This is a genomic window from Microbacterium sp. UBA837 (assembly GCF_002296025.1).
Lineage (GTDB): Bacteria > Actinomycetota > Actinomycetes > Actinomycetales > Microbacteriaceae > Microbacterium.
Genome location: NZ_DBHD01000110.1, coordinates 1 through 23,460 on the forward strand (window position 1 = coordinate 1; position 23,460 = coordinate 23,460).

The following is a 23,460-nucleotide window of genomic DNA, read 5'->3' on the forward strand; positions in this document are numbered from 1 at the left end:
CGGCCGCAGAGCACCTGCTCGACGCCGGAGCCGAGCAGTTCATCGTCATGGATGCCGCACCGTCATACCGCTTCGGACGTGCACGCGTGGACGGCTTCGAGACCACGGTGCGTTCCCGGCATCCGACCGCCACCATTCACCGGATCCGCGCGGACTGGAGCTCCCCGGGCGCCTGGCGCGCAAGCCTTCCCGCGCTGCGCGAGGCCGCGGCATCCGGGCCGATCGGCGTCTTCGCGATCTCGGACGAGATGGCCATCGGGGTGTATCGCGCCGCCGCCGACCTCGGCATGCGGGTGGGACAGGACGTTCTCGTGGTCGGGTTCGATGACGTGCGGGGAGCGAAGTGGGTTCAGCCCGCCCTGACGACGGTTCGCCAGCCGATTCGTGAGATGGCGGCGGCCGCTATCGATGAACTCGTCGCCATCGCCCACGGCGCCGACCCACAAGCGCGCATCATCGAATTGCCGACGACCCTGGTGGTACGCGGCTCGACCGGCACCTCAGGCGCCGGCCCCGAGACGCTCAGCCGCGAAAGTCCTCGGGATCGACCTCGTCGAGAAAGCGTTTGAACTCGTCGACTGACACTTCAGCGTCATCCTCGTCGAGCATGTCGGGCATGCCGGCTTCCTCGAGAACCGCGTCTGCCACCCAGATCGCGGCCCCCGTTCGCGACGCCAACGCGATCGCATCCGATGGTCGCGAGTCGATGACAAGAACCTGGTCGCCGTGGACGATGGTGATCTCGGCATAGAACGTGCCGTCCGTGATCCGGGTCACCTCGACGCGCGTCACCTGGGCGTGCAACTGCTTCAGCATCACCGACATGAGGTCGTGAGCAAGCGGTCGCGGTGTCACCGCGTGTTCGACGGCGACGAGGATGGATGTCGCCTCCTGGGCACCGATCCAGATGGGAACGATCGACCCGGTCCCGGGAGCATCACCCAGCGGTTTGAGCAGGATGACGTGCTGTGCCATCGAGTCCATCGCCACCCCGGCGACGCGTACCTGGACCATGCCGAACCTCCCTCACGGGCTCCGGCCAGACTACGCGTGCTCGGCGGCACCGTCTCCGGTCGGCGCGATGTCGGCACCCGCGGCGGCGTCGCGGTACTCGGATGGCTCCCACTCGGATGACGGGGGCTGCGCGCTCACACCGTCCGGACGGATCATCTCCTTGACCTCGGCCATGAAGCTCGTGAGCTGGTGCTGCTGCCAGCGCAGCTGCCGGGTGCGATCCTCCGCGTCGCGGAGCACCGTGTCGGCCTGGGCCGTCACCGCGTCGATGATGCGCTGCGCCTTCTCGCGTGCGCGTTCGAGGTGCTCGGACGCCCGCATCCTCGCGTCGGCCTCGATCTGCTGCGCCTGCGATCGCATGAGCTTGTCGAAGTCGTCGGCCTTGGCGGTAATACGCTGCGAATGCTCGAGGGCTGCCGCGACCTGCGCGTTGGCGTCGGTCGTGATGCGCTCGGCGTGCGCGACCGCCTGATTGTGCAGCACCAGGAACTCCTGCTGCGCGTCATCCTGACGGCGGGTCAGCGACTCCTCGAACTCAGCAGCCCGCATCCGCAGCTCGCGCACCGCCTCTTCAGCGGCGGCCCGCGACTGCTCGGTCTCCCGCGCGACAGCGGCGCGAGTGGTAGCCGCAGCCTTCTCCGCCTCGGTACGGATCGCTGCCGCCTCCTGCTCGGCCTGGACGACAGCATCCGCCGACGCTGCGGCCTCACGCTCGAGGCGAGCAGTGTGAGCGGTCAGCTCCGTCTGCATCCGCAGCCGGACCTGCTCGGCCTCGCTGTTCGCCCGCGCGATGATCTGCGCGGCATCGGCCTCGGCCTCGGTGCGACGACTGTCGCCTTCGGCGCTTGCAGCCTGGAGCAGTTTGTCGGCCTGGTTCGTGGCGTTGTGGATGATGGTGCTCGCCTGCTCTTCGGCGACCCGCAGCACCTCTTCGAAATGACGCCGGTTCGGCGAGGCTGCCGAACCGTCGGCGAGTTCCTCGGTGAGCGCAGCGATGCGACTCTCGGCTTCTGCCAGTTGGGCGCGGACGGCGGTGAGATCCCCCTCGAGGCGGGCAACGCGTTCTGCGGCGGCGTCGGCGCGCGCGGCGCTCTCGGCGGCGCGCTGTGATTCAGTCGCAAGGTTCGCCGTGAGCCGCGAGACCGCGGCATCCACGTCGTCGCGGTCGTAGCCACGGAAGACAGTGGCAAATCCGGTGCCGCCCGTCGAGAACCTGGAATCCGGCGCAGCATTCATGAGCTCATCGAACGGAGTCGACAGCGATGCGTCGGTGTGAGCAGATGGGGCGTTGTCGGGCATCCGGTCCTCCGGGACATGCGGGATCAATCTCCCCCGAGCGCACACACCGTACCGCGCCCAGATGACGATCAGGTAGCGGGATGCTTGGGATCGGCCGTGCGTCGCAGCACGCCCCGACGAGCCCAGTGCCGCGCAACGTACTCGACAGCCTCGTCGACCGCGAAGGAGCGCGTGGAATTGCCCACCCGAACCCACAGTTCCGTCGAGGATCCGTCCTTCGCCTGCGTCACGAAAACGGGTCGTGGCGAGGGCGGACAAACGATCGCGCAGACCATCTCCCCGTTCGGCGCCGTGGGAAACCTCACGATCGGCAACGCCGCCGCGTTGCGCCCCAGGAGCGTGGAGAGCATGTCGCGCAACCACAGCTCGAAGCGGTCGGCATCGGGAGTGCGAAGGGTCGCGAGATCGCGGCCAAGCCCCAGAGCCTCGCCATCGTCGCTGGCGCCCACGACCAGAGTTCCGCCGCCACTGTTGAGGAAGGCGGCGACGGTCTTTGCGACCACCTGCTCCATCCGCGCGTCCTTCTTGTTCTCCCGCACGTTCCACCGCGCCGTCTCTTTGAACTCGACGCGATCGGATTCTCCGGCAGCCAGCAGCGCGCCGATGTCGACCTTGCCGGGGTCACGCCGCAGACCGACGAACAGCCCCGAAACGGCGAAAGTGACCAGGATGCTGGAACCGAACGCGATCAGCAGGGTCAACGGCGTCCACAGGCGGGCGTCCACGACGAACCATCCCGCGATGAACAGCCCGATCGCGGTCCCTACCACGGAGGTGAGGATCATCACCGGGAGCGACAGGGGGAGGCGCTCTCGGAACAGCCGCCGCATTGCGAGCGCGATGAGGTACGAGATCCCTAGAGCGATCGGGAGTCCGACGGCGAACTCGACGAGCTGGACGTTGGTAGGCATCGACTCTCCGGGAGTCAGCGCAGCGCGCCGACGCTGGCCAGCGCAAGGCGCACGAGCGTTCCCCTGCCACCTTCCATCTCGTCCGCCAGCGAGTCGGATGCCGCTTCCTCCGGCGACATCCACGTGACCTCGAGCGCGTCCTGGCGCGGTTCGCACGTGCCGGTCACGGGCACGACGAACGCGAGCGAGACCGCGTGCTGACGGTCATCGAAGAACGGACTGACGCCCGGAATCGGGAAGTACTCGGCGACCGTGAACGGCACGGGCTGTGGGGGCAGCAGCGGGAACGCCATCGGTCCGAGGTCGTTCTCGAGGTGGCGGAACAGCGCGTCGCGAACAGTCTCGCCGTAGCGGACGCGCCCTGAGACGAGCGAGCGGGTGATCTCACCGAGGGGGGTAGCGCGAAGCAGGATGCCGACCTCGGTGACCAGGCCCACACCGTCAGTGCGCACCGGGAGCGCCTCGACGTAGAGCATGGGCAGGCGCCGTCGCGCCTCGGCGAGTTCGATGTCGGTGAGCCAACCCGGATTGGAGGCGTTGCCGGGGGCGGGAGATCCGAAGCTTCCGTCGCCGACGGGGTGACCGGCGCGACCGAACGAGGAGCCGATCCCGCCCAGCGGATCGCGGGGCGCTCCCTCGTCATCGCGCTCGTTGGGGTCAGGGTCTGGGGTCCGTACCGGCATGTCTCTTGTATACCCTGAGGCCATGAGCGAGATCGACACGCCGGCGCTCGCCGACGATACGGTCCTCTGGTCGAGCGACCCCGAGGACCGCGCCGGACGGCCGCTGCTCGTGCTGCTGCACGGCTACGGGTCCGACGAACACGATCTGTTCGGGCTACGGCCGTACCTTCCGGCGGACGTCACGGTCGCCGCCGTTCGCGCACCCCTCACGCCCCCGTGGCCCGCGCCGGGATACTCCTGGTATCCGATCGAAGGACTGGATGGCCGCGACCCGTCGCGGGTGACGGACGCCGCGCGTCGCCTCATCGAGTGGGTCGACACCCTCGCGGGCGACGACCCGGTCGGGCTTCTCGGTTTCTCGCAGGGCGCGGCGGTCTCGATGCAAGCGCTGCGGCTGGAGCCGCACCGGTTCGCGTTCGCCGTCAACCTCAGCGGCTACGTGGCCCCGGGCGACCTGGAGGGCGATGCGGCGATGGCCGAGCGAAAGCCGCCGGTGTTCTGGGGCCGCGGGACGCACGATGACGTCATCCCCCAGGCGCTCGTTGAGCACACGATGCAGTGGCTGCCCGCCCACGCCACGCTCTCGGGCGGCGCGTACCCGGGACTGACGCACAGTGTCTCGGAGCAGGAACTCGCCGACGTCCGCGAGTTCCTCGACGCACAACTCGCCGCGCTCTGAGGGTCGGGACAGGTCGGACTGGTCGGCAAACCGTAACCCGCGCGCAACAGTTCTCCGCCACGCTGTGTGCATGTCGATCAAGGTGGCTCTCGAGCACCGCACCGCGTACGAGTTCGCCCGGCCGATCTCGGTCGCACCCCACCTCGTTCGACTGAGGCCGGCCCCGCACTCACGGACCCCCATCGAGGCGTACTCGCTCGAGGTGAGCCCGAAGAACCACTTCGTCAACTGGCAGCAGGATCCCTTCGGTAACTGGGTGGCCCGCCTGGTCTTTCCCGAGAAGGTGGACCGGCTCGAGATCACGGTGGGCCTGGTCGCCGACATGATGGTCATCAATCCGCTCGACTTCTTCATCGAGGAGTACGCGGAGCGGTTCCCCTTCGAGTACCGCCCGGACCTGGCATCCGATCTCGCCCCCTACCTGCGTTCTGTCCCCGGCAGCGGTCGCGCCCAAAGATGGCGCGAGACCCTGCCGCCGCTGCCCGAGGATGGGGTTCCGACCGTCACGTTCCTCGCCGACCTGAACCGCGCCGTGCAGCAGCGGGTCTCATACAGCGTGCGGATGGAAGCCGGAGTGCAGACCCCGAACCACACGCTGCGCAGCGGCATCGGCTCATGCCGCGACAGCGCGTGGCTGCTCGTCAGCCTGCTGCGTCAGTACGGTCTGGCCGCGCGCTTTGTCTCGGGCTACCTCATCCAGCTCGCCCCCGACCAGGCGTCGCTCGACGGGCCCAGCGGGCCGGCCGCCGACTTCACCGACCTGCACGCCTGGGCTGAGGTCTACGTGCCCGGCGCCGGCTGGATCGGACTGGATGCCACGAGCGGCCTGTTCGCGGGCGAGGGCCACATTCCGCTGAGCGCCACACCCGAACCCTCGTCGGCTGCCCCCATCTCGGGTGCTACCGAGGCTGTCGAGGTGGAGTTCTCGTTCCACAACGAGGTGCGCCGCATCCACGAGGACCCCCGCACGACCCGCCCCTACACCGACGCGCAGTGGCAGCGCATCGACGAGCTCGGCGAGGCCGTCGATGAACGGCTGACCGCCGCGGATGTGCGCCTGACCATGGGCGGCGAGCCGACGTTCGTCTCGGTCGATGATGCGACGGCCCCCGAATGGAACACCGACGCCGACGGCGACCACAAGCGGGAGCTCGCAGACACGCTCGCCGAGAAGCTGCGCGAGCGGTACGCGGGCGGCGGCATCGTGCACCGCGGCCAGGGCAAGTGGTACCCGGGCGAGCCGCTGCCTCGCTGGAACATCGCGCTGCAGTGGCGCAAAGACGGGGTGCCGCTGTGGAACGACCCGTCCCTGTTCGCCGACCCGTGGTCCGATGAACCCCAGCCAGGCGCGACGACGGATGCCGAAACCCTGGCCCGGCGCGTCACCCAGACCCTCGGCATCCCGAATAGCCGCCTGCTGCCCGCCTACGAAGACCCGCTCGCGGCGCTGGCGGCGGAGGTGCGCAAACCCGCCGGTGAACCCACCGACGTCGAGGGATTCGACGAGCACGACCTCGCCGCCCTCGACCGTGATGTCGACACCCCCACCGGCTGGGTCTTGCCCCTCACGACCGACGGGCACTGGACGAGCCCCGTGTGGACGTTCCGTCGCGGCCGGCTCGTACTCAGCCCCGGCACGAGCCCCATCGGCCTGCGCCTGCCGCTGGATTCGGTGTCGTGGACACCCCCGGAGCTGACGGCAGAACCCTCGTATCTCGAAGAGTCACCGCTTCGCGAGCCCGAGATCCCGGACGTGTCGCTGCAGGGTGTGGCAACCACCGCGACCACCGCTGTCGCGTTCGAGGCCCGCGATGGTCAGGTGCACGTCTTCCTCCCCCCGGTCGCGCACCTCGAGGACTACACCGACCTGCTGCACGTCCTCGAGCAGGCGGCCTCTGCCACCGGCATCCGTCTCGTGATCGAGGGGTATGCGCCGCCGCCCGACACGCGGCTCGAGCAGCTCGTCGTGACCCCCGATCCCGGCGTCATCGAGGTGAACGTGCAGCCGGTGTCGTCGTGGGCGCAGCAGCGCGAGCTGACCACATCGCTCTACGACCTTGCCCGGCGCAGCCGCCTGTCCACCGAGAAGTTCGACCTCGACGGCCTGCACACCGGAACCGGCGGCGGCAACCACATCACGATCGGCGGCATTCAGCCCATCGACTCGCCGCTGCTTCGTCGCCCCGACCTGCTGGCAAGCCTGATCACCTACTGGCAGCGGCATCCGAGCCTGTCCTACCTCTTCTCGGGGCGGTTCATCGGCCCCACGAGCCAAGCTCCGCGTTTCGACGAGGGCAGGCCCGAGGCTGTGTACGAGATGGAGGTCGCGCTGCGCGAGCTGCGGCGGCTGGATGCCGAGGCTGCAGCCGCCGGCGGCAGCGCCCGCCCCTGGATCGTGGACCGGGCCCTGCGCCACCTCTTGACCGACCTGACCGGGAACACCCACCGGGCCGAGTTCTGCATCGACAAGCTGTACAGCCCCGACTCCAGCCGGGGACGCCTCGGGCTGCTCGAACTCCGCGGATTCGAGATGCCGCCGCATCCCGAACTCGCCCTCGTCCAGGCTCTCCTGGTGCGCAGCCTCATCGCCTGGTTCTGGGACACGCCCTACGACGAGCCGCTCGTGCGCTGGGGAACGCGCCTTCACGACGAATTCCTCCTCCCTCACGGGACGCTGCTCGATATCGAAGGCGTCGTCGACGACCTGAACCGCGCGGGCATCCCGTTCGAGCAGTCCTGGCTCGACGCCTTCGCAGAGTTCCGCTTCCCGCGCATCGGGCTGGCTCGGATCTCGGCGCCCGGAGCACGCATCGAACTCGAACTTCGGCAGGCGATCGAACCGTGGCACGTGCTCGGCGAAGAAGCCACGGGATCGGGAACCGCGCGCTACGTGGACTCCTCTGTGGAGCGCATTCAGGTCACGGTGCGCGGCATCGACGAGCGCCGACACCTTGTGACGTGCAATGGTGTACCTGTGCCTCTCACCTCGACCGGCACGCTCGGCGAGTTCTACGCGGGCGTGCGCTATCGCGCCTGGCAGCCGTGGTCGGCGCTGCATCCCTCGATCGAGGTGCACTCGCCGCTGACCGTCGACGTGATCGACACGCGTGCCGAGGCGAGCCTCGGCGGCGCTACCTACCACGTCGTCCACCCGGGCGGACGGGCGTACGAGCACCCGCCGGTGAACGCGTTCGAGGCTGAGGCTCGCCGTGCGAGCCGCTTCGAGGCCCACGGACACACTCCCGGGCACGTCGATGTGGGCGCCCTCCGCGAGCGCGGCCGCCACGCGGCATCCGCCGACTATCCGCACACCCTCGACCTGCGCAGGATCGCCCCGGCGTGAGCGTCCTCCGCGACTATGCCGCCGCGGTCACCCAACCCACGCTGCCCTTCGCTTCACCCCGGGGATCCTCGGCGCGCTTCGACGAGGTCATCGCACCCGACGGCACGTTGCGACCCGCGTGGCGCGCGATGGCCCCCGGAGCACTCACCCTCACCATCGACGACCTGTCGCGACTGAACCGCGAAGTCGGGGCACTCCTGGCCGATGACGGCGTGACCTACAACCCGGCCGACTCCGAACCCGAGCCGTGGCGCCTGGATCCCGTGCCCCTCGTGCTCGACAGCAGCGACTGGGCCAAGCTCGATGTCGGACTCGCGCAGCGCGCCGAACTCCTCAACGCTCTGCTCGTGGACGTCTACGGCGAGCGCCGGATGCTGCGCGAAGGCATCCTGCCTGCAGCGACAGTGCTGGGGCACGCCGGCTACATCCGGGCGGTCGCCGGAACCGGATCCACCGACCCGCACCCCCTGCTGTTCAGCGCCACCGATCTCGGGCGCGACGGCGACGGCGAGTGGCGGGTCATCTCCGATCGCGTGCAGGCACCCTCGGGGCTCGGCTACGCGATGGAGAACCGCCGGATCGTCTCGCAGGTCGTTCCCGAGCTGTTCCACGGCGCCACGCTGCACCGCATCGAGCCCTACTTCGACGCTCTGCGCGAAGCGCTCATCGCGGCGGCACCGGATGCCCGCCCCGATGCACGCGTCGTGGTTCTCACCCCCGGCGCCCTGTCAGAAACCGCCTACGACCAGGCATTCCTGGCGGGCATGCTCGGCTTCCCGCTCGTGCAGGGGGCAGACCTCGTCGTGCGAGACGGCAAGGTCTGGATGAAACCCGCAGGATGGCCCGAGGTGACACCGCGGGAGCGCGTCGACGTCATTCTGCGTCGCGTGGATGCCGAATGGTGCGACCCCCTCGAGCTGCGGGGAAACTCGCAACTCGGCGTCGCGGGGTTGACCGAGGCGGTTCGCCGGGGCGGCGTGCGCCTTGTCAACGGGCTCGGCGCCGGTGTGCTCGAGAACCCGGCGCTGCTTCCGTTCCTTCCCGCGCTGTGCGAGCGCCTGCTCGGCGAACAGTTGCGCCTCGCGTCGACGCCGACCTGGTGGTGCGGCGATCCTGACGCTCTGGACCTGCTCACCCCGCGGCTGCTCGGAGCAGACCCGACGGTTGTCGTTCGGGCCATCGACGGGCCTCGGACACCGCTCGACGCATCCGACCCCGCCCGGCTCGTCGACCGCATACGGCACAGCCCGCACCGTTTCGCCGCGCAAGAGCTCCTCCCGCTCTCGCAGGCACCGACGTGGCGCTCGCCCGGCCAGGTCGACGCGAGGCCGGTGGTGCTGCGAACATTCACGCTCCGGCATCAGTCGACCTACCGTCCGCTCATCGGCGGGCTTGCCACCGCCGTCGCTGACGCCGCACTTCCGACCGCATCGAAGGACGTGTGGGTTCTCAAGGCCGATCCGGCGGACCTCGATCAGGGCTTGCCGGACGCCACAACGGTCGCCGTCGTCCAGTCAGTCCCCGAGGTGGCCCCGCGCGCACTCGACGACCTGTTCTGGTCGGGACGCTACGCGGAGCGCGCTGAGGATCTGCTGCGGCTCGTTCTCGCGATCCGATCGGATGCCGATCAGCTCACCGCACCCGGATTGACCGCGGCGCAGAGCACCCAGGTGCTCGTGGGCGCGACGCAGCGCCTGTGCGGCACGCGGTGGCTCGACCTCGACGACGAGTTCCGGTCGGTACTGCTCGACGGCGCTCGTCCCGGCTCGGTGGCGCACTCGCTCTCACGCTTGCGGACGACCCTCGAGGGAGTGCGCGATCAGCTCTCGGCCGACACCTGGCGGGTGTTCGCCGCCACCGATCGCGCCGGCGCTGCCCTGCGGATCACTCCGCACGCCCACGGCATCGGCGAGGCAGCGGGACAGATGCTCACGGCGCTTCTGGCGCTGCAGGGCACCTCGGCGAACATGATCCGCGATGCCGGCTGGCACATGATCGAGACCGGGCGGGCCATCGAGCGCGCGCTGCAGATCGGCATCCTGCTGCGAGCGACGATGGTCGACCGCCTCGTCGGCGACGTCGAACAAGAAGTTCTCGAAGCTGTGCTGCGTGCCAGCGAAAGCGTGGTCACGCACCGCCGCCGGTACCGCGGCGGGCTCTACGCGAGTGGCGTGATCGATCTGCTGGTCCGTGACCCCGAGAACCCCCGATCACTGCGATTCGCCGTGGCGCGCATCCGGGAGCACCTGGCCGCCCAGCCGCTGTCGACCGGGTCGACTCGCCCCGAGCGACTGCTCGATCAGCTCGAGGCCCAGATCGCGGACGTACAGGTCGCCGACCTCGCAATGGCCATCGATGACCGCCGGTCGACGCTCCACGACACCCTCACGGATGCCGACGCTCAGCTGCGCGAGATTGCACGGGCCATCGAGGCGCTGCACTTCTCCGCCGGTCCGCCGTTGCAGACCTACGCGTCACTGTCGCTGACCGAACTCACGGGGGCACTCTCGTGAGGAGCGACGCATGAAGTACGCCGTGTCGCACCGGACCGTCTACGAATACAGCGACGATGTGCGCAACAGTCTCGGGCTTGCGCACGTGGCCCCGAGACCGGTCGCGTGGCAGCAGATCGCGTCGCACACGGTGACGATCGATCCCGAGCCGAACGACATCAGCCACGAGCGGGATGCCTTCGGCAACGTCGTGACGTACTTCCACGTCACTGTGCCCCACACGCGCCTGGTCGTCGACGCGCGCACCGACGTGACCGTCGAAGCACCCCGCTATGACGGTGCGGCGCTGGCGCTGCCCTGGGAGCAATCGCGTCCGGTGCAGCATCCTGATGCGCCCGGCGCCTGGGCCGCCGCGGAGTTCGCTGTGGAGTCCCCGAAGGCTGAGCACGTCACCGACGCCCACGCGTATGCCGCGGCATCCTTGACCCCCGGGCGACCGATCGGCGAAGCGGCCACCGACCTCATGCACCGCATCAAGGCCGACTTCGACTACGACAAGACGGCGACCACGGTCACCAGCTCGGTAGCCGAAGTGTTCCGGACGCGTGCGGGGGTCTGCCAGGACTTCGCGCACCTCGCCCTCGCGTGCCTTCGCAGCCACGGAGTCGCGGCGCGCTACGTGAGCGGATACCTCGCGACCCAGCCGCCGCCCGGTCGCGAGCGGATCGTCGGCGCCGACGCCTCGCACGCATGGCTCGCGGTCTGGATGCCGGGATCTGACGAGTGGCTCGCGATCGACCCGACCAACGACCAGTGGGCTAACGACCGCTACGTCACCGTCGCCTGGGGGCGGGACTACGGCGATGTCTCCCCCGTCAAAGGCATCATCTTCACCACCGCGAAGCGTTCGACCCTGCGCGTTTCGGTCGACGTCGCCCCGGCATCCTGACGACTCCGCCCCACCGGCCCCAGGTCGCAACGGCGCAGTTTGTGCGCGACACGCCGGCATCCAGCCCGTCCGCCCGGCGCGCCGCCGACTCCATGCGCCGTTGCGACCTGCGCGCGGACGCGGATCGCCGCGAGCGCAAGCCCTCCTGACACGTCGTGTTCGTGTGCGAGGATTCGCCCGTGAAGTCCTACACCTGCCGGGTCTGCGGCAATCGCCTGTTCTTCGAGAACTCGGTCTGCGTCTCATGCGAGACACCGCTGGGATACTCCCGCGCCGAGCGCGACATCGTGCCGCTCGATACCGACGACCGCACGTACACGGATGCCGAGGGTGGCGTCTGGCACGTGTGCGCAAACCTCGGGCTATCGGGCTGCACCTGGCTCACGACGGATGCCGGCGGGCTGTGCTTCAGCTGCGGACTGACCCGCACCCGTCCCAACGACGCCGACCTCGAGGGGATCTCGAACTACGCTCCCGCCGAACGCGCCAAACGCCACCTCATCGCGGAGCTCGACGAGCTCGGCATCCCGATTCTCGACCGCACCGACGACCCCCGCGGCGTCGCCTTCGACCTGCTCTCGAGCGTGGCGGAACCGGTGACGATCGGGCACGCTGACGGCATCGTCACGATCGACCTCGCCGAGGCAGAGGATGCGCACCGCGAGAAGGTGCGGGCGATGCTCGACGAGCCGTACCGCACGATGCTCGGTCACTTCCGCCATGAGATCGGGCACTACTACGAGTCTTTTCTCATCACCGACGACCAGACGCGCGACCGCGCACGAGAGCTCTTCGGCGACGAGTCCGAGGACTATCAGGCGGCGATCGATCGCCACTACGCCGAAGGTGCTCCGGATGACTGGCAACAGCACTTCATCTCGCAATACGCGACGATGCACCCGTGGGAGGACTTCGCCGAAACCTGGGCCCACTACCTTCACATCAGCGACAGCATCCAGACCGCCGAGGAATTCGGCCTGCTCCGCCCCGCGCCGACCGCCTCGTTCCGCGAGCGCGTCACGAAGACGTGGATGCCACTGTCGACCGCTCTGAACATGATGAACCGGTCGATGGGCTACGACGACCTCTACCCGTTCGTCCTGTCCACTCCGGTGCTCGACAAACTCGACTTCGTCGCAGGCCTCGCGGCAGACGCGGCGGCCGGCTCAGTCAAAGACTCGTCGGCAGGGGACGTCGAACCCGAGTCCGGCGCGTAGCCAATTCCTCAAACTCGGCGCGAGGACGCCGCGTTTCCGCTCTCGCGGCGGCTGTAGGACCCCGGTCTTGAGGAGTTCGCCACCGGGAACCCCCGGCTAGCGTGATGCGCGCGAACGACGACGAACGTGGTCGAGAACCATGACGGCGAGCCCCGCCGGAACCGTCGTGGTGGACGCCAGCACCGCATCGGCAGTGTGCCCGTCAGCGGTCTGCGTGACGATGCACGTTGCGCCGGCGGGCACAGCCGGCAGGGTCACCACCCGGGTCGTTCCCGCCGGAGTGCCGGCGGCGAGCGTTCCCGAGTTCTCGACGGGATGTCGCCCGGGCTGCTCGAGTTCGGGTCGTTGAGCACGATCTGAGCCGTCGAGAACGTCCTGCCGGTGTGCCGGTGATCGTCGTCGGGTAGGGCGTCTGCGGGTCGGTGATCGCCGTCTCCTGGGCTCCGAACAGACCGCTCTGGTGCCGCATCGCGACGACCGTGGCTTCGGTCGAAGCCCGCGGGGGATCGCTGACGCCGGGACCGTTGCCGGGCTCCGCGAGGGCGGGTGCGGCGCCGATGCCGACGAGGAACGCGGTGAGAAGAGTCGCGGCGAGGACGGTTGGGGTGGCACGCATGGGATCCTCCGTACGTCACTCTCGCACGTCCGCGCTCACATGTGTGCGCTCCGCGTCACCCGCTCACCCGGTCTCGCCCCTCACCCAGCGTCAGGCTCACCGTCGTAGTAGTCCACGGCGTCGTCGTCACGGAAGAGCATCGTGGGGCGGGCGGTCGTGTACGCCATCGTCTTTCGCGAGTCCGGGTAGCCGATCACGTCCTGTTCGGATGTCGTGTCCAGGTCGACGTACCGGAGCGGCTCACCGCCGGTAGCCGTCATCCGGTGCGCGCCCGCCGGCCCGGGTGGAAAGACGACGACCTCCCCCGGGCCGATGTCGAATTCGGCACCCGGGGTACGCACCCGACCCGTTCCCGACAGGATGACGTAGGCCTCGGTGACGCCAGCGTGCCAGTGATATGGGTACGCCGACTGACCCGGCGGGATCTCCATGAATGAGACCTGTAGCTGAGTGCCCTCTTTGGGAACAACGACGTGCTTGGCGAACGTGAACCGTCCACGGTCGCCGTGCCGGGCCTCGAAATCGTCCTGCCGTCCGTGCACCACCTGGTCGAATGCCATGGTCGCTCCTTTGCTCACCGTCACGGTACTCCCTTGGGGGCGGCGCCGCCCGGTTCGTCTGTCAACTCGCTGGGGCAGCCCCGTTCGCGTCGACGTTCTGCGTCAGGGCCGGGACGAACCCCGCGATGCACAGCGTCGCTAGCTCCTCAAGGTCGGGCCACCTACCGTGGCCGCAGGCGCCCCACGCAGCATCCGTCGCCCGTTCTGAGGAGTTCGCTGCGGGCTGGGACCGAGACCGCCCCGGATGTCGGTGGGGCGGGCGAAGATAGGGGGATGGCGGATGTGCTCGAGAGGTTCGGTCCTGCCACGCAGGATTGGTTCCGCGGCGCATTCACCGCACCGACCCCGGCTCAGGCCGGCGCGTGGGAGGCGATCTCGGCGGGCCGCCACGCGCTCGTGGTTGCTCCGACCGGTTCCGGCAAGACGCTCTCGGCATTCCTGTGGGCCATCGACCGTGTGTTCCGGGAGAAGGCTGAAACCCCGCAGGATGCCGCGGGCACCCGCATCCTCTACATCTCACCGCTCAAGGCTCTCGGTGTCGACGTGGAGCGCAACCTCCGCTCGCCGCTCGTCGGCATCGACCAGGCAGCCCGCCGACGCGGGCTGAGCCTCCCCGGGGTCTCGGTCGGCGTCCGCTCCGGAGACACCCCGTCGACGGAGCGCCGCAAGCTCGTCGCGACGCCGCCCGACATCCTGATCACGACCCCCGAGTCGCTTTACCTCATGCTCACGAGCCAGGCGGGCCGCACCCTCACGGGAGTTCACACGGTCATCGTCGACGAGGTCCACGCCGTGGCCGCGACCAAACGCGGCGCGCACCTGGCCCTCAGCCTCGAGCGCCTGGACGCCATGATCCGCGCCGAGAGGCCGGATGCGGCATCCGTGCAGCGCATCGGCCTATCGGCGACGGTGCGACCGATCGACGAGGTTGCCCGGTTCCTCGGGGGCGCAGCCCCGGTCGAGATCGTCGCGCCGCCGGCATCCAAAACCTTCGAGATGCGGGTCACGGTCCCGGTCGAAGACATGCTCAACCCACCGCCGGCCGCGGCATCCACCACGGGTGGGCCAGGCGTGCGGTCGACGGATGCCACAGCACCGACCTCCGGACAAAGCGAAGACTGGTATTCGCCATCCGGCGGAACACCCCCACGCCCCGAGAACACGGAGATGACGGGATCGGTCTGGCCTCATGTCGAAGAGGCCATTGTCGACCGGGTCCTTCAACACCGGTCGACGATCGTGTTCGCCAACTCGCGGCGGCTCGCGGAGCGTCTCACCGCGAGGCTCAACGAGATCTACGCAGAGCGGCTGGGTATCGAGCTCCCCGAACCGACGATCGCGGCAGCGATGCCCGCGCAAAGCGGCCAGACGGCTGGGGCTGATGCCGTGCTCGCGAAGGCCCACCACGGGTCCGTCTCGAAAGAGCAGCGCGCACTCGTCGAAGAGGAACTCAAGTCCGGCATCCTGCGTTGCGTCGTTGCCACGAGCAGTCTCGAGCTCGGCATCGATATGGGAGCTGTCGACCTCGTCATCCAGGTCGAAGCGCCGCCGAGCGCGGCATCCGGCCTGCAGCGCATCGGCCGCGCCGGTCACCAAGTGGGCGAGATCAGCCGGGCTTCCCTGTTTCCCAAGCACCGCTCCGACGTGCTGCACACCGCGATCGTCACGGAGCGGATGCTCGCGGGTCAGATCGAGGCGATCCAGGTGCCGCAGAATCCGCTCGACATCCTCGCGCAGCAAACCGTCGCAGCAGCGGCCCTCGCCCCGCTCCACGTCGAGGAGTGGTTCGAGACCGTCAAACGAAGCGCCCCGTTCCGCTCGCTTCCGCGCTCGGCATTCGAAGCCACCCTCGACCTGCTCGCCGGCAGGTTTCCCTCAGACGAGTTCGCAGAGCTCCGTCCGCGCGTCGTGTGGGATCGGGATGCCGGAACCCTCACCGGCCGCCCGGGCGCGCAGCGCATCGCCGTCACGAGCGGTGGGACGATCCCTGACCGCGGCATGTTCGGCGTGTTCGTCGCGGGCGAGAGCCAGAACGCGCGCGTCGGCGAGCTCGACGAAGAGATGGTTTACGAGTCGCGCGTGAACGACGTCTTCACGCTCGGCACGACGAGCTGGCGCATCGTCGAGATCACCCACGATCGCGTCAACGTCCTCCCCGCATACGGCCAGCCGGGGCGGGTGCCGTTCTGGCACGGCGACGGGATCGGCAGGCCCGCGGAGCTCGGGGAGGCGCTCGGAGCCTTCACGCGTGAGATCTCCACTGCGCCACCTCCTGCCGCCGACGCGCGACTGACGGATGCCGGGCTCGACGCGAACGCGAAGACCAATCTGCTCGCGTACCTCGCTGACCAGCGCGAAGCCACCGGGACGTTGCCGACCGATCGAAGCCTCACTGTCGAACGCGGCCGCGACGAGGTCGGCGATTGGCGTGTCATCCTGCATTCCCCGTACGGCATGCAAGTCCACGCGCCATGGGCGCTTGCGGTCAACGCGAGGATCCGGGAGCGGCTCGGTGTCGAGGGATCCGCCGTTGCGAGCGACGACGGCATCATCGCGCGCGTTCCCGACACCACGAGCGAGCCGCCCGGCGCCGAGCTGTTCGTCTTTGACGCCGACGAGCTCGAGCCACTCATCACGCAAGAGGTCGGCGGGTCTGCCCTGTTCGCGTCCCGTTTCCGCGAGTGCGCGGCCCGGGCGCTTCTGATGCCCCGGATGAATCCGAACCGCCGTAGCCCGCTGTGGCAACAGCGGCAACGGTCAGCCCAGTTGCTCGAGGTAGCCCGTCGGCATCCGACATTCCCCGTGATCCTCGAAACGCTGCGCGAAGTTCTACAGGACGTGTACGACGTGCCCGCGCTGCTTCGGATCGTCCGGTCGATCGCCGACCGCCGCATCCGCCTCATCGAGGTCGAGACTCCACAGCCCTCGCCGTTCGCGCGAGACCTGCTGTTCGGCTACGTCGGCGCGTTCATGTACGAGGGCGACTCGCCCCTTGCCGAACGCCGCGCCGCCGCGCTGGCCGTCGACCCTGCACTGCTGTCGGAGCTGCTCGGCACCGTGGAGATGCGCGAGCTTCTCGACCCCGACGTCATCACCCAGTTCGAATCCGAGGCGCAGCACGTCGCGCCGGACCGCCGCGTCCGCGGGCTCGAAGGCGTCGCCGACCTGCTCCGGCTGCTCGGACCGCTGTCTGGCGCAGAGGTAGCGGCACGGCTGCAGGCGGTATCCGGTGCCGCCGAGACGGAAGCAGCCGACCTCGAGCACACCGGAGCGGCCGCGACAGTCGCCGAGGCCACGGCTCACCTCGAGACGCTCGTCGCCAGTCGCCGTGCGATCGAGGTCACGATCGCCGGTGTCGATCGGGTGGCGGCCATCGAAGATGCCGGACGCCTGCGCGACGCCCTCGGCATTCCGCTGCCCGTCGGCATCCCGGTTGCGTTCCTCGAACCGGTCGCAGACCCGCTCGGCGACCTGGTAGCCCGGCACGCCCGCACCCACGGACCCTTCACCACGGATGCCGTCGCCGAGCGACTGGGCATCGGGACCGCCGTCGGGCGACTGACGCTGCAGCGACTCGAAGCGCAAGGTCGCGTCACGAGCGGCTACTTTCTCCCCGCCTCGTCGGCACTCGACGGCGGCGAGAACGAGTGGTGCGACTCGGAAGTACTGCGTCGGCTGCGGATGCGCTCGCTCGCAGCGATCCGAGGAAGCATCGAGCCCGTGCCGCAGGAGGCACTCGCCCGGTTCCTGCCCGCGTGGCAGCACCTGACCCGCCCGCTCGAAGGCGTCGACGGCGTACTCGCCGTGATCGAGCAACTGGCCGGCGTGCCGATTCCCGCCAGTGCATGGGAGTCACTCGTTCTGCCGAGTCGCGTTCGCGACTATCGCCCCGCGCTGCTTGACGAACTCACCGCTACGGGGGAGGTCATCTGGTCGGGGCACGGAACCCTCCCAGGACGCGACGGGTGGATCGCGCTGCATCCGGCCGACGCCATCGCCCTGAGCCTCCCGACCCGACCCGACGACGACATCGCAGCTGAGTCCCTCGAGGCACGCATCCTCGACGCGCTCGCCGGCGGCGGGGCGTACTTCGCGGGGCAGCTTCGGAGTCTCACTGACGCCGCTAACGAGCAGTCGGTGATCGAGGCGCTCTGGGCCCTGACGTGGGCGGGCCGGGTCACAAATGACACGTTCGCTCCCGTGCGCGGTCTGCTGTCGGGCGGGTCCCAGGCGCACCGCAGCGCCAGGCGCGCTCCCCGTGCGCGAATGTTCCGCGGGTCATCCATCGCGGCCACCCTCCCCCGTTCCATCACAAGCGGCGCGCGCGCGAGCGTCGGCGGTGTGAGCGCGGGAGCTGGCGGTCGCTGGTCGCTTCTTCCCGACCCGGAGCCGGAGCCCACGGTGCGGGCCGCCGCGACTGCCGGCATCCTGCTCGACCGCTACGGGGTCGTCACCCGCGGCTCTGTCCAGAGCGAGGCGGTCCCGGGCGGATTCGCGCAGGTGTATCGCACGCTCGCGGATGCCGAACGTGCCGGCCACTGTCGCCGCGGCTACCTCGTCGAAAAGCTCGGCGGGGCACAGTTCGCGGCATCCGCTACCGTCGATCGCTTGCGCGAGTTCTCCGCGGTTGCCGACCCCGCTCCGCTGGCCGCGATAACCCTGGCTGCCACCGACCCCGCGACCGCATACGGTGCTGCGCTCGCTTGGCCGACCCTCGAGGGTGTCGGTCATCGCCCTGGCCGCAAGGCTGGAGCCCTCGTGACGCTCGTCGACGGCGAGCTCGCGCTGTATCTCGAGCGCGGCGGCAAGTCAGCGCTCGTCTTCAGTTCCGATGACGCGATAGTTGCCGCGGCCACAGCCAACCTCGCCGAGACCGCCCGGGCACGGCACCTCGACACGCTCACTGTCGAGCAGGTGAACGGTGACCCGATCTTCGGGACGGCCTTCGCCCGCGCCCTGCGCGAGGCAGGCTTCGTCGAAACCCCGCGCGGCCTCACTCTGCGCAAGACCTCGGGGTCGCCGCGTGCCTGAGGGTGACACCGTGTTTCGTGCGGCGCGGATGCTGAACGCGGCGCTCGCGGGCGACACGGTGACCCGTTTCGATCTGCGCGTGCCGCAGCTGGCTACCGCGGACCTCACCGGTGAACAGGTCCACGGGGTGCTGCCGCGCGGCAAGCACCTCCTCACGCGCATCGGGCCGTGGACGCTGCACTCGCACCTCAAGATGGAGGGCGAGTGGCACGTCTACCGTCCCGGGGAGCGCTGGCGGGCGCCGGCGTTTCGAGCTCGGGCAATCGTCGGAACGACGGATGCCGAAACTGTCGGATTTGACCTCGCCGAGATCGCCCTTGTTCCGACCGATCGCGAGGACGAGCTTGTCGGTTACCTCGGGCCCGACCCCCTCAGCGACAGCTGGGATCTCGACGAAGCGGCCAGGCGCGTGGGCGCGGACCCGCGAGAGATCCATGTCGCGGTGCTCGACCAGCGCAACGTTGCGGGGTTCGGAAACGTGTACGCGAACGAGATGCTGTTCGTGCGCGGCATCCATCCCGAAACACCGGGAACTCAGGTCGACGCGCGTGCCCTGCTCGAGGTCGGAACGCGAATGATCCGCGCGAACCGCGATCGCGTCGAGCGCACGTTCACGGGCGTCGATCGGAGGGGCGAGCGGATGTGGGTCTACGGCCGGGAGAAAAGGCCATGCCGTCGATGCGGAACGCCGATTCTCGCCGGCGCACTCGGTGCCGACGCCACGCGGGAACGGAACGTGTTCTGGTGCCCGCGCTGCCAGACCTGACGGTCGCGGGCAGCCGGCAGCGACCGCGGGATCAGTGACCGATGTAGCGGCCCGGGCGGTGGTTCATCGCCAGCACGAGGTTGAGCACGACGGCGCCGAGGGCGCTCAGCACCACGTTGGGCCACGGCACCACCAGCAGTGCCGCGGCAACGATGATGACGTCGAAGATCATCTGGGTCCAGCCTGCCCGGAATCCCCAGCGATCCTGCACGATGAGTGCAATGATGTTGATCCCGCCGAGGCTCGCCCGGTGCCGGAACAAGATCAGCAGACCCACCCCGGCCAGGAGGTTCCCGCCGAGGGTGCCGTAGATCGGGTTGAGGCCATCGATAGCGAAGAGGGCGTGGTGCACTACCGACCACCCCGAGACCATTGCGATCGCGATGACGGTCCGGATCGTGAAGCTCCAGCCGCGCTGCCACACCGCGAGCACGGCGAACGGAAGGTTGATGATCAGGAACAGCATCCAAAACGGCAACCCGGACGCGTACTGGATCAGCAGCGCGAGTCCCGCCGTGCCGCCGGTGACCGCTTCCGAGGACTGCAGCAGATAGAGCCCCAGTGATGCGGTGAAGGTTCCGGTGAGGATGCCGAGGATGTCCTCGGCCGGCGAGTGCGCGGTGGCTCGCTCATCGAATACGAGGGTGCGGGTGGCCTCCGGAGACGGGGTCGAAGGCTGATTCGGGGTCGCCGGATCAGCCTGCTGCGCGTCGCCGAGATCGTCGGTTGGCATGCCTCCCATTCTCTGCCAATCCGAAATCGAACCCGTTCCGAAGAATTGTCAAGCCGGGAGACGACGAACCCGAGATCCGGCACCATTGCCGCTACGAAGCAATCAGCGGCAAACGGATGCAGGGGAATGAATCTCCGTAGCACGGCGTTGGGGAAGGTACTGGGGACGAACGGCCCCGTGGAGGAGATCGTGGGCAAGAACTACGTCGACATCGAAAACGACCACGGCGAGACGCTGCGGTATCGCAAGCACGCCAACGGGCGAGGGCTGATCGCGCACGGGGCCAAGGTGCACCCGACGGCGATCGTCGAGGCTGGGGCGTATGTCGAGCCGGGAGTTCAGATCGCTGCTGGCGCCCGAATCGGCCGCGGCGTGTGGATCGAGTCTGACGCGCTCATCGGTCCGGAGGTCGTCGTTGCGCCGCACGCGCACATCGGCCCGGGAGCGGCGATCGGCGCCGGCTCCAAGATCGGCATCCGCACCGTCATCGGCGCTCACGCGCGCGTAGCGGTCGGCTCGCTTCTCGGCGACGACGAGACCGTCGGTGAGAACGAGCGGGTAGCGACAGATCGTCGCGGCCTCCGGCTCGCCGCCTGAGCTGGGCAACCTCATCGCCATTGTCGTGGCGGTAGCCTGACGGGATGGCCAGGCGCGACCGATCTCCCCGATCACGTGATGCGCCTGTGCCACCTGACACGCCTCCGGCTGAGCTATTCCGGTTGGGAGCTGTGCCCGGGGCGACGCCGGGAAGGTGGATTTCGCTGTGGCGAGAACGGATGCCGCGCACGCGCCTGGAGCTGGTGGAGATCAGCCCGGCCTCGCAGCGTGACCAGTTGGTGGCCGGGAGCGTCGATGCGGCGCTGGTCCGACTGCCCATCGACAAGACCGACCTCCATGCCATCCCGCTCTATGACGAGGTCCCGGTGGTGGTCTTCTCAAGCGACTCGGCACTGTCGGTGGCCGAGGAGCTTACCCCCGAGGACCTGGCGGGCGAGGTCCTCATCGTCCCGGAGGATGACGTCCTTCGGGTGACAGCCCCGGGAACCCTCGAGCCGCGTTTCGTGACCCCGACGGACACGAAGGCGGCTGTCGAACTGGCGGCGGCGGGTGTCGGCATCCTGATCGTCCCGATGTCGCTCGCGCGGCTGCATCACCGCAAGGACGTCACGTATCGGACCCTCGCGGGCGGTCCCACCTCGAGCATCGCGCTGGCATGGGTAGCCCAGCGCACCACACCCGAGGTCGAGGCCTTCGTCGGCATCGTGCGCGGCCGCAGCACCCGTTCCTCCCGCTCCTAGCGGCGGATCAGGCGCCTCGGCTATTCGCGACGGTAGGAAGAATCCGCGGCGTAGGACGTTTAGCCCCAGAACCCACCTACCTGCGTGATTTCTCCTACCTCGGGGAGAGCCGCAACCGGATCAGGTGGCGCCCTGGGGCGGATGCCGAACCAGCTCGACCCGCTCGCGAACGTAGGTCTCGGCATCCGCGTAGCCGCCGGCCATACTCCAGCGCACGCGAAGCTGCCCGTCGCTCACTGCGAGTGGCGCTATCTGTGTTGATGGCTGCTCACCGAGGGTCGAGGTGTCGATGCGCCGCCACCCGAGGTGGACCGGGGCGCCGGGCAGGATGCCGCCACGAAACGCCGCCTCGGCGAGCCCAGCCCGCGCACGCTGGGACTCCGCGGTGTATCCGCGGCGCGCCGGCTCCCGCGACCTCACGATCTCGCCGGTTGCGTAGAGGTCGGCGGGGCCGAGCAGGAGCACGCCGAGATGCCATGCCTCATCGCGGAGGACGACCCTCGGTGCGCGCGGAATGCCCAGCATCCGTGGTGTCACTACCTCGCCGAGCAGCTCCCGCGGCGCCGCGGCGAGTTCAGCTCTGGCCCACGCGAGCAGACCGGGCAGATCAGCTGGTTTCACCGCGCTAGACCGCGTCATCCAGCTCGGCGGGAACGCGGCTGACGCGCTCGCCTCGCAACAGCATTCCAATGAGCGGATAGATCAGCACCGACAGCATTCCCGCGGTCACGAACAGGGCTGCCTGCGCCGAGGTGAGGAGATTCTCGTCCACGCCGATCGCGGTGACGGCGACGATGATCGGCAGGCCCGTCGCACCCAAGAGACCAAGAGCGATCCGATCGCGCACGCGCGACCCCGGCGGTGCGACGAGCATCGACGGCACACCGCGCACGATCAGCAACGCCACGAGGACGACGGGCACGAACAGCAGCAGCGCGGGGTTTGCCAGCAGTGCCGCGAGGTCGAAGGTGACGCCGGTGTAGATGAAGAAGATCGGCACGAGGAATCCGAAGGCGATCCCCTCGATCTTGCTCTCGACAGCCTCACGGTTCTCCTCGGATGCGTCGCGCATCATGAGCTGCCACACGATTCCTGCGGTGAACGCCCCGAGCAGGATGTCGAGATCGAGCGCAATACTCAGGGCGAGCAGCGCCCCGAGGATCAGGAACACGACACGGATCGCGTACTGTCCCGACGTGTGCAACGTCGCGCTGACCACGCGGTGCATCATCCCGTGCGGGATCCGGAAGGCGAGCCAGATCGCAAGCCCCGCGATCACGAGGAAGGCAGCGAGCACGATCGAGGCGACGCCCGGGTCTCGCCCGCCGAGGAAGACGGAGATCGCGACCAGCGGACCGAACTCGCCCACCGCGCCGACTGCCGCAACCGCCTTGCCGAACGGAGTCTTCAGTTCGCCGGCGTCGCGAAGGATGGGAAGGATCGTCCCGAGGGCCGTCGACGACAGCGCGATGCCGATGATGATCGCCGCGCCCAGCGGGCCGACGAGCAGGCCGATCAGGATGCCGATCCCGAGCGAGAGCAGCCATCCGACCGCGGCGTTGCGGCCGGTTCGCCCGCGGAAGGCCGTGAAGTCGAGTTCGGATCCTGCGACGAAGAACAGCATCGCGAGTCCGAACTGAGCGAGGGCCGCGAAGAAGTCGACCGGCTCCACCCAGGCGAGCACGGACGGCCCGACCAGGATGCCGAGCACGAGTTCGAACACGACGATCGGAACCGCGAACCACCGCCCGATCACCCGGGTCAGCAGCGGTGCGAGCGCTGCCAGAAGCGGGATGATCAGGAGATTCGCGGACATCCCTTCACGATAGCGAGCACCAGCCCGGGCTCGGGTCAGGGGCAACCACCGGCACGAACCCACACTCTTCTGCGCGAACCCACACGATCCGC

Annotated in this window: 19 protein-coding genes; 10 read left to right on the plus strand and 9 right to left on the minus strand. The window is 68.9% G+C overall.

Annotated features, from left to right (window positions below; all coding sequences use genetic code 11):
* Nucleotides 1-569 (plus strand): LacI family DNA-binding transcriptional regulator (locus B3587_RS08230; protein WP_292727768.1); only part of this gene is annotated, 569 nt, incomplete at its 5' end.
* On the opposite strand, the gene B3587_RS08235 is transcribed toward B3587_RS08230, so the two are convergent.
* The 4 genes from B3587_RS08235 to B3587_RS08250 form a co-directional block, all read right to left on the minus strand.
* The gene (locus B3587_RS08235) at nucleotides 523-1,014 is read right to left on the minus strand and encodes a bifunctional nuclease family protein (protein WP_292727770.1); all 492 of its coding nucleotides are present in this window, start codon (nucleotides 1,012-1,014) and stop codon (nucleotides 523-525) included. The two genes, B3587_RS08230 and B3587_RS08235, sit on opposite strands and share 47 nt — an antisense overlap.
* Before the next feature lie 30 nt (nucleotides 1,015-1,044).
* Entirely contained in the window at nucleotides 1,045-2,313 is a 1,269-nt protein-coding gene (locus tag B3587_RS08240) for a cell division initiation protein (protein ID WP_292727772.1), read from the minus strand.
* A gap of 68 nt (nucleotides 2,314-2,381) precedes the next feature.
* Complete coding sequence (locus B3587_RS08245; protein WP_228177369.1) at nucleotides 2,382-3,224, minus strand: helix-turn-helix domain-containing protein; 843 nt, start codon at nucleotides 3,222-3,224, stop codon at nucleotides 2,382-2,384.
* Nucleotides 3,225-3,238: 14 nt separating this feature from the next.
* Nucleotides 3,239-3,907 carry an NUDIX hydrolase family protein gene (locus B3587_RS08250; protein WP_292727775.1) on the minus strand — a complete coding sequence of 223 codons (669 nt, stop codon included), beginning with the start codon at nucleotides 3,905-3,907 and terminating at the stop codon, nucleotides 3,239-3,241.
* 22 nt (nucleotides 3,908-3,929) lie between these two features.
* On the opposite strand from B3587_RS08250, the gene B3587_RS08255 reads away from it, so the two are divergent.
* From B3587_RS08255 to B3587_RS08275, 5 genes are all read left to right on the plus strand, one after another.
* The gene (locus B3587_RS08255; protein WP_228177371.1) at nucleotides 3,930-4,586 is read left to right on the plus strand and encodes an alpha/beta hydrolase; all 657 of its coding nucleotides are present in this window, start codon (nucleotides 3,930-3,932) and stop codon (nucleotides 4,584-4,586) included.
* 70 nt (nucleotides 4,587-4,656) lie between these two features.
* Nucleotides 4,657-7,929, plus strand: a complete 3,273-nt coding sequence (locus B3587_RS08260; RefSeq protein ID WP_292727778.1) for a DUF2126 domain-containing protein — start codon at nucleotides 4,657-4,659, stop codon at nucleotides 7,927-7,929.
* The gene (locus B3587_RS08265; protein ID WP_292727780.1) at nucleotides 7,926-10,442 is read left to right on the plus strand and encodes a circularly permuted type 2 ATP-grasp protein; all 2,517 of its coding nucleotides are present in this window, start codon (nucleotides 7,926-7,928) and stop codon (nucleotides 10,440-10,442) included. The genes B3587_RS08260 and B3587_RS08265 overlap by 4 nt, the downstream gene beginning before the upstream one ends.
* A 10-nt stretch (nucleotides 10,443-10,452) precedes the next feature.
* Nucleotides 10,453-11,331: a transglutaminase family protein gene (locus B3587_RS08270; RefSeq protein ID WP_292727782.1), complete on the plus strand. Its 879-nt coding sequence runs from the start codon at nucleotides 10,453-10,455 to the stop codon at nucleotides 11,329-11,331.
* A gap of 179 nt (nucleotides 11,332-11,510) precedes the next feature.
* Nucleotides 11,511-12,548, plus strand: coding sequence for a zinc-binding metallopeptidase family protein (locus tag B3587_RS08275; RefSeq protein ID WP_292727783.1), 1,038 nt, complete (start codon nucleotides 11,511-11,513; stop codon nucleotides 12,546-12,548).
* Between the two features lie 202 nt (nucleotides 12,549-12,750).
* Here B3587_RS08275 and B3587_RS08280 read toward each other — a convergent pair whose 3' ends face one another.
* On the minus strand, nucleotides 12,751-13,164 hold the full coding sequence (locus tag B3587_RS08280; protein ID WP_292727785.1) for a hypothetical protein: 414 nt from the start codon (nucleotides 13,162-13,164) through the stop codon (nucleotides 12,751-12,753).
* A gap of 80 nt (nucleotides 13,165-13,244) precedes the next feature.
* Nucleotides 13,245-13,724 (minus strand): cupin domain-containing protein, encoded by a 480-nt coding sequence (locus tag B3587_RS08285; RefSeq protein ID WP_228177378.1) that lies wholly within the window; start codon nucleotides 13,722-13,724, stop codon nucleotides 13,245-13,247.
* Nucleotides 13,725-13,997: 273 nt separating this feature from the next.
* On the opposite strand from B3587_RS08285, the gene B3587_RS08290 reads away from it, so the two are divergent.
* Both B3587_RS08290 and B3587_RS08295 read left to right on the plus strand, forming a co-directional pair.
* On the plus strand, nucleotides 13,998-18,755 hold the full coding sequence (locus tag B3587_RS08290; RefSeq protein ID WP_292727787.1) for an Lhr family ATP-dependent helicase: 4,758 nt from the start codon (nucleotides 13,998-14,000) through the stop codon (nucleotides 18,753-18,755).
* Nucleotides 18,748-19,521: a DNA-formamidopyrimidine glycosylase family protein gene (locus tag B3587_RS08295; RefSeq protein WP_228177380.1), complete on the plus strand. Its 774-nt coding sequence runs from the start codon at nucleotides 18,748-18,750 to the stop codon at nucleotides 19,519-19,521. Before B3587_RS08290 ends, B3587_RS08295 begins: the two co-directional genes overlap by 8 nt.
* 31 nt (nucleotides 19,522-19,552) lie before the next feature.
* On the opposite strand, the gene B3587_RS08300 is transcribed toward B3587_RS08295, so the two are convergent.
* Entirely contained in the window at nucleotides 19,553-20,254 is a 702-nt protein-coding gene (locus B3587_RS08300; RefSeq protein WP_228177381.1) for a YitT family protein, read from the minus strand.
* 189 nt (nucleotides 20,255-20,443) lie between these two features.
* On the opposite strand from B3587_RS08300, the gene B3587_RS08305 reads away from it, so the two are divergent.
* Nucleotides 20,444-20,851 carry a transferase gene (locus B3587_RS08305; protein ID WP_374198000.1) on the plus strand — a complete coding sequence of 136 codons (408 nt, stop codon included), beginning with the start codon at nucleotides 20,444-20,446 and terminating at the stop codon, nucleotides 20,849-20,851.
* A 131-nt stretch (nucleotides 20,852-20,982) separates the two neighbouring features.
* Nucleotides 20,983-21,552 (plus strand): LysR family substrate-binding domain-containing protein, encoded by a 570-nt coding sequence (locus tag B3587_RS08310; protein ID WP_414683128.1) that lies wholly within the window; start codon nucleotides 20,983-20,985, stop codon nucleotides 21,550-21,552.
* 120 nt (nucleotides 21,553-21,672) lie between these two features.
* Here B3587_RS08310 and B3587_RS08315 read toward each other — a convergent pair whose 3' ends face one another.
* Both B3587_RS08315 and B3587_RS08320 read right to left on the minus strand, forming a co-directional pair.
* Nucleotides 21,673-22,173 (minus strand): glutaminase, encoded by a 501-nt coding sequence (locus tag B3587_RS08315; protein ID WP_292727792.1) that lies wholly within the window; start codon nucleotides 22,171-22,173, stop codon nucleotides 21,673-21,675.
* 4 nt (nucleotides 22,174-22,177) lie between these two features.
* Nucleotides 22,178-23,368 (minus strand): cation:proton antiporter, encoded by a 1,191-nt coding sequence (locus B3587_RS08320; RefSeq protein WP_228177385.1) that lies wholly within the window; start codon nucleotides 23,366-23,368, stop codon nucleotides 22,178-22,180.
* Nucleotides 23,369-23,460 lie beyond the last annotated feature (92 nt).

Coding starts and splice junctions, on each gene's coding strand:
- B3587_RS08240 (WP_292727772.1), bottom strand. CDS start 2,313: ATGCCCGACAACGCCCCATCTGCTCACACCGACGCATCGCTGTCGACT.
- B3587_RS08235 (WP_292727770.1), bottom strand. CDS start 1,014: ATGGTCCAGGTACGCGTCGCCGGGGTGGCGATGGACTCGATGGCACAG.
- B3587_RS08290 (WP_292727787.1), top strand. CDS start 13,998: ATGGCGGATGTGCTCGAGAGGTTCGGTCCTGCCACGCAGGATTGGTTC.
- B3587_RS08245 (WP_228177369.1), bottom strand. CDS start 3,224: ATGCCTACCAACGTCCAGCTCGTCGAGTTCGCCGTCGGACTCCCGATC.
- B3587_RS08260 (WP_292727778.1), top strand. CDS start 4,657: ATGTCGATCAAGGTGGCTCTCGAGCACCGCACCGCGTACGAGTTCGCC.
- B3587_RS08250 (WP_292727775.1), bottom strand. CDS start 3,907: ATGCCGGTACGGACCCCAGACCCTGACCCCAACGAGCGCGATGACGAG.
- B3587_RS08320 (WP_228177385.1), bottom strand. CDS start 23,368: ATGTCCGCGAATCTCCTGATCATCCCGCTTCTGGCAGCGCTCGCACCG.
- B3587_RS08285 (WP_228177378.1), bottom strand. CDS start 13,724: ATGGCATTCGACCAGGTGGTGCACGGACGGCAGGACGATTTCGAGGCC.
- B3587_RS08270 (WP_292727782.1), top strand. CDS start 10,453: ATGAAGTACGCCGTGTCGCACCGGACCGTCTACGAATACAGCGACGAT.
- B3587_RS08280 (WP_292727785.1), bottom strand. CDS start 13,164: ATGCGTGCCACCCCAACCGTCCTCGCCGCGACTCTTCTCACCGCGTTC.
- B3587_RS08300 (WP_228177381.1), bottom strand. CDS start 20,254: ATGCCAACCGACGATCTCGGCGACGCGCAGCAGGCTGATCCGGCGACC.
- B3587_RS08255 (WP_228177371.1), top strand. CDS start 3,930: ATGAGCGAGATCGACACGCCGGCGCTCGCCGACGATACGGTCCTCTGG.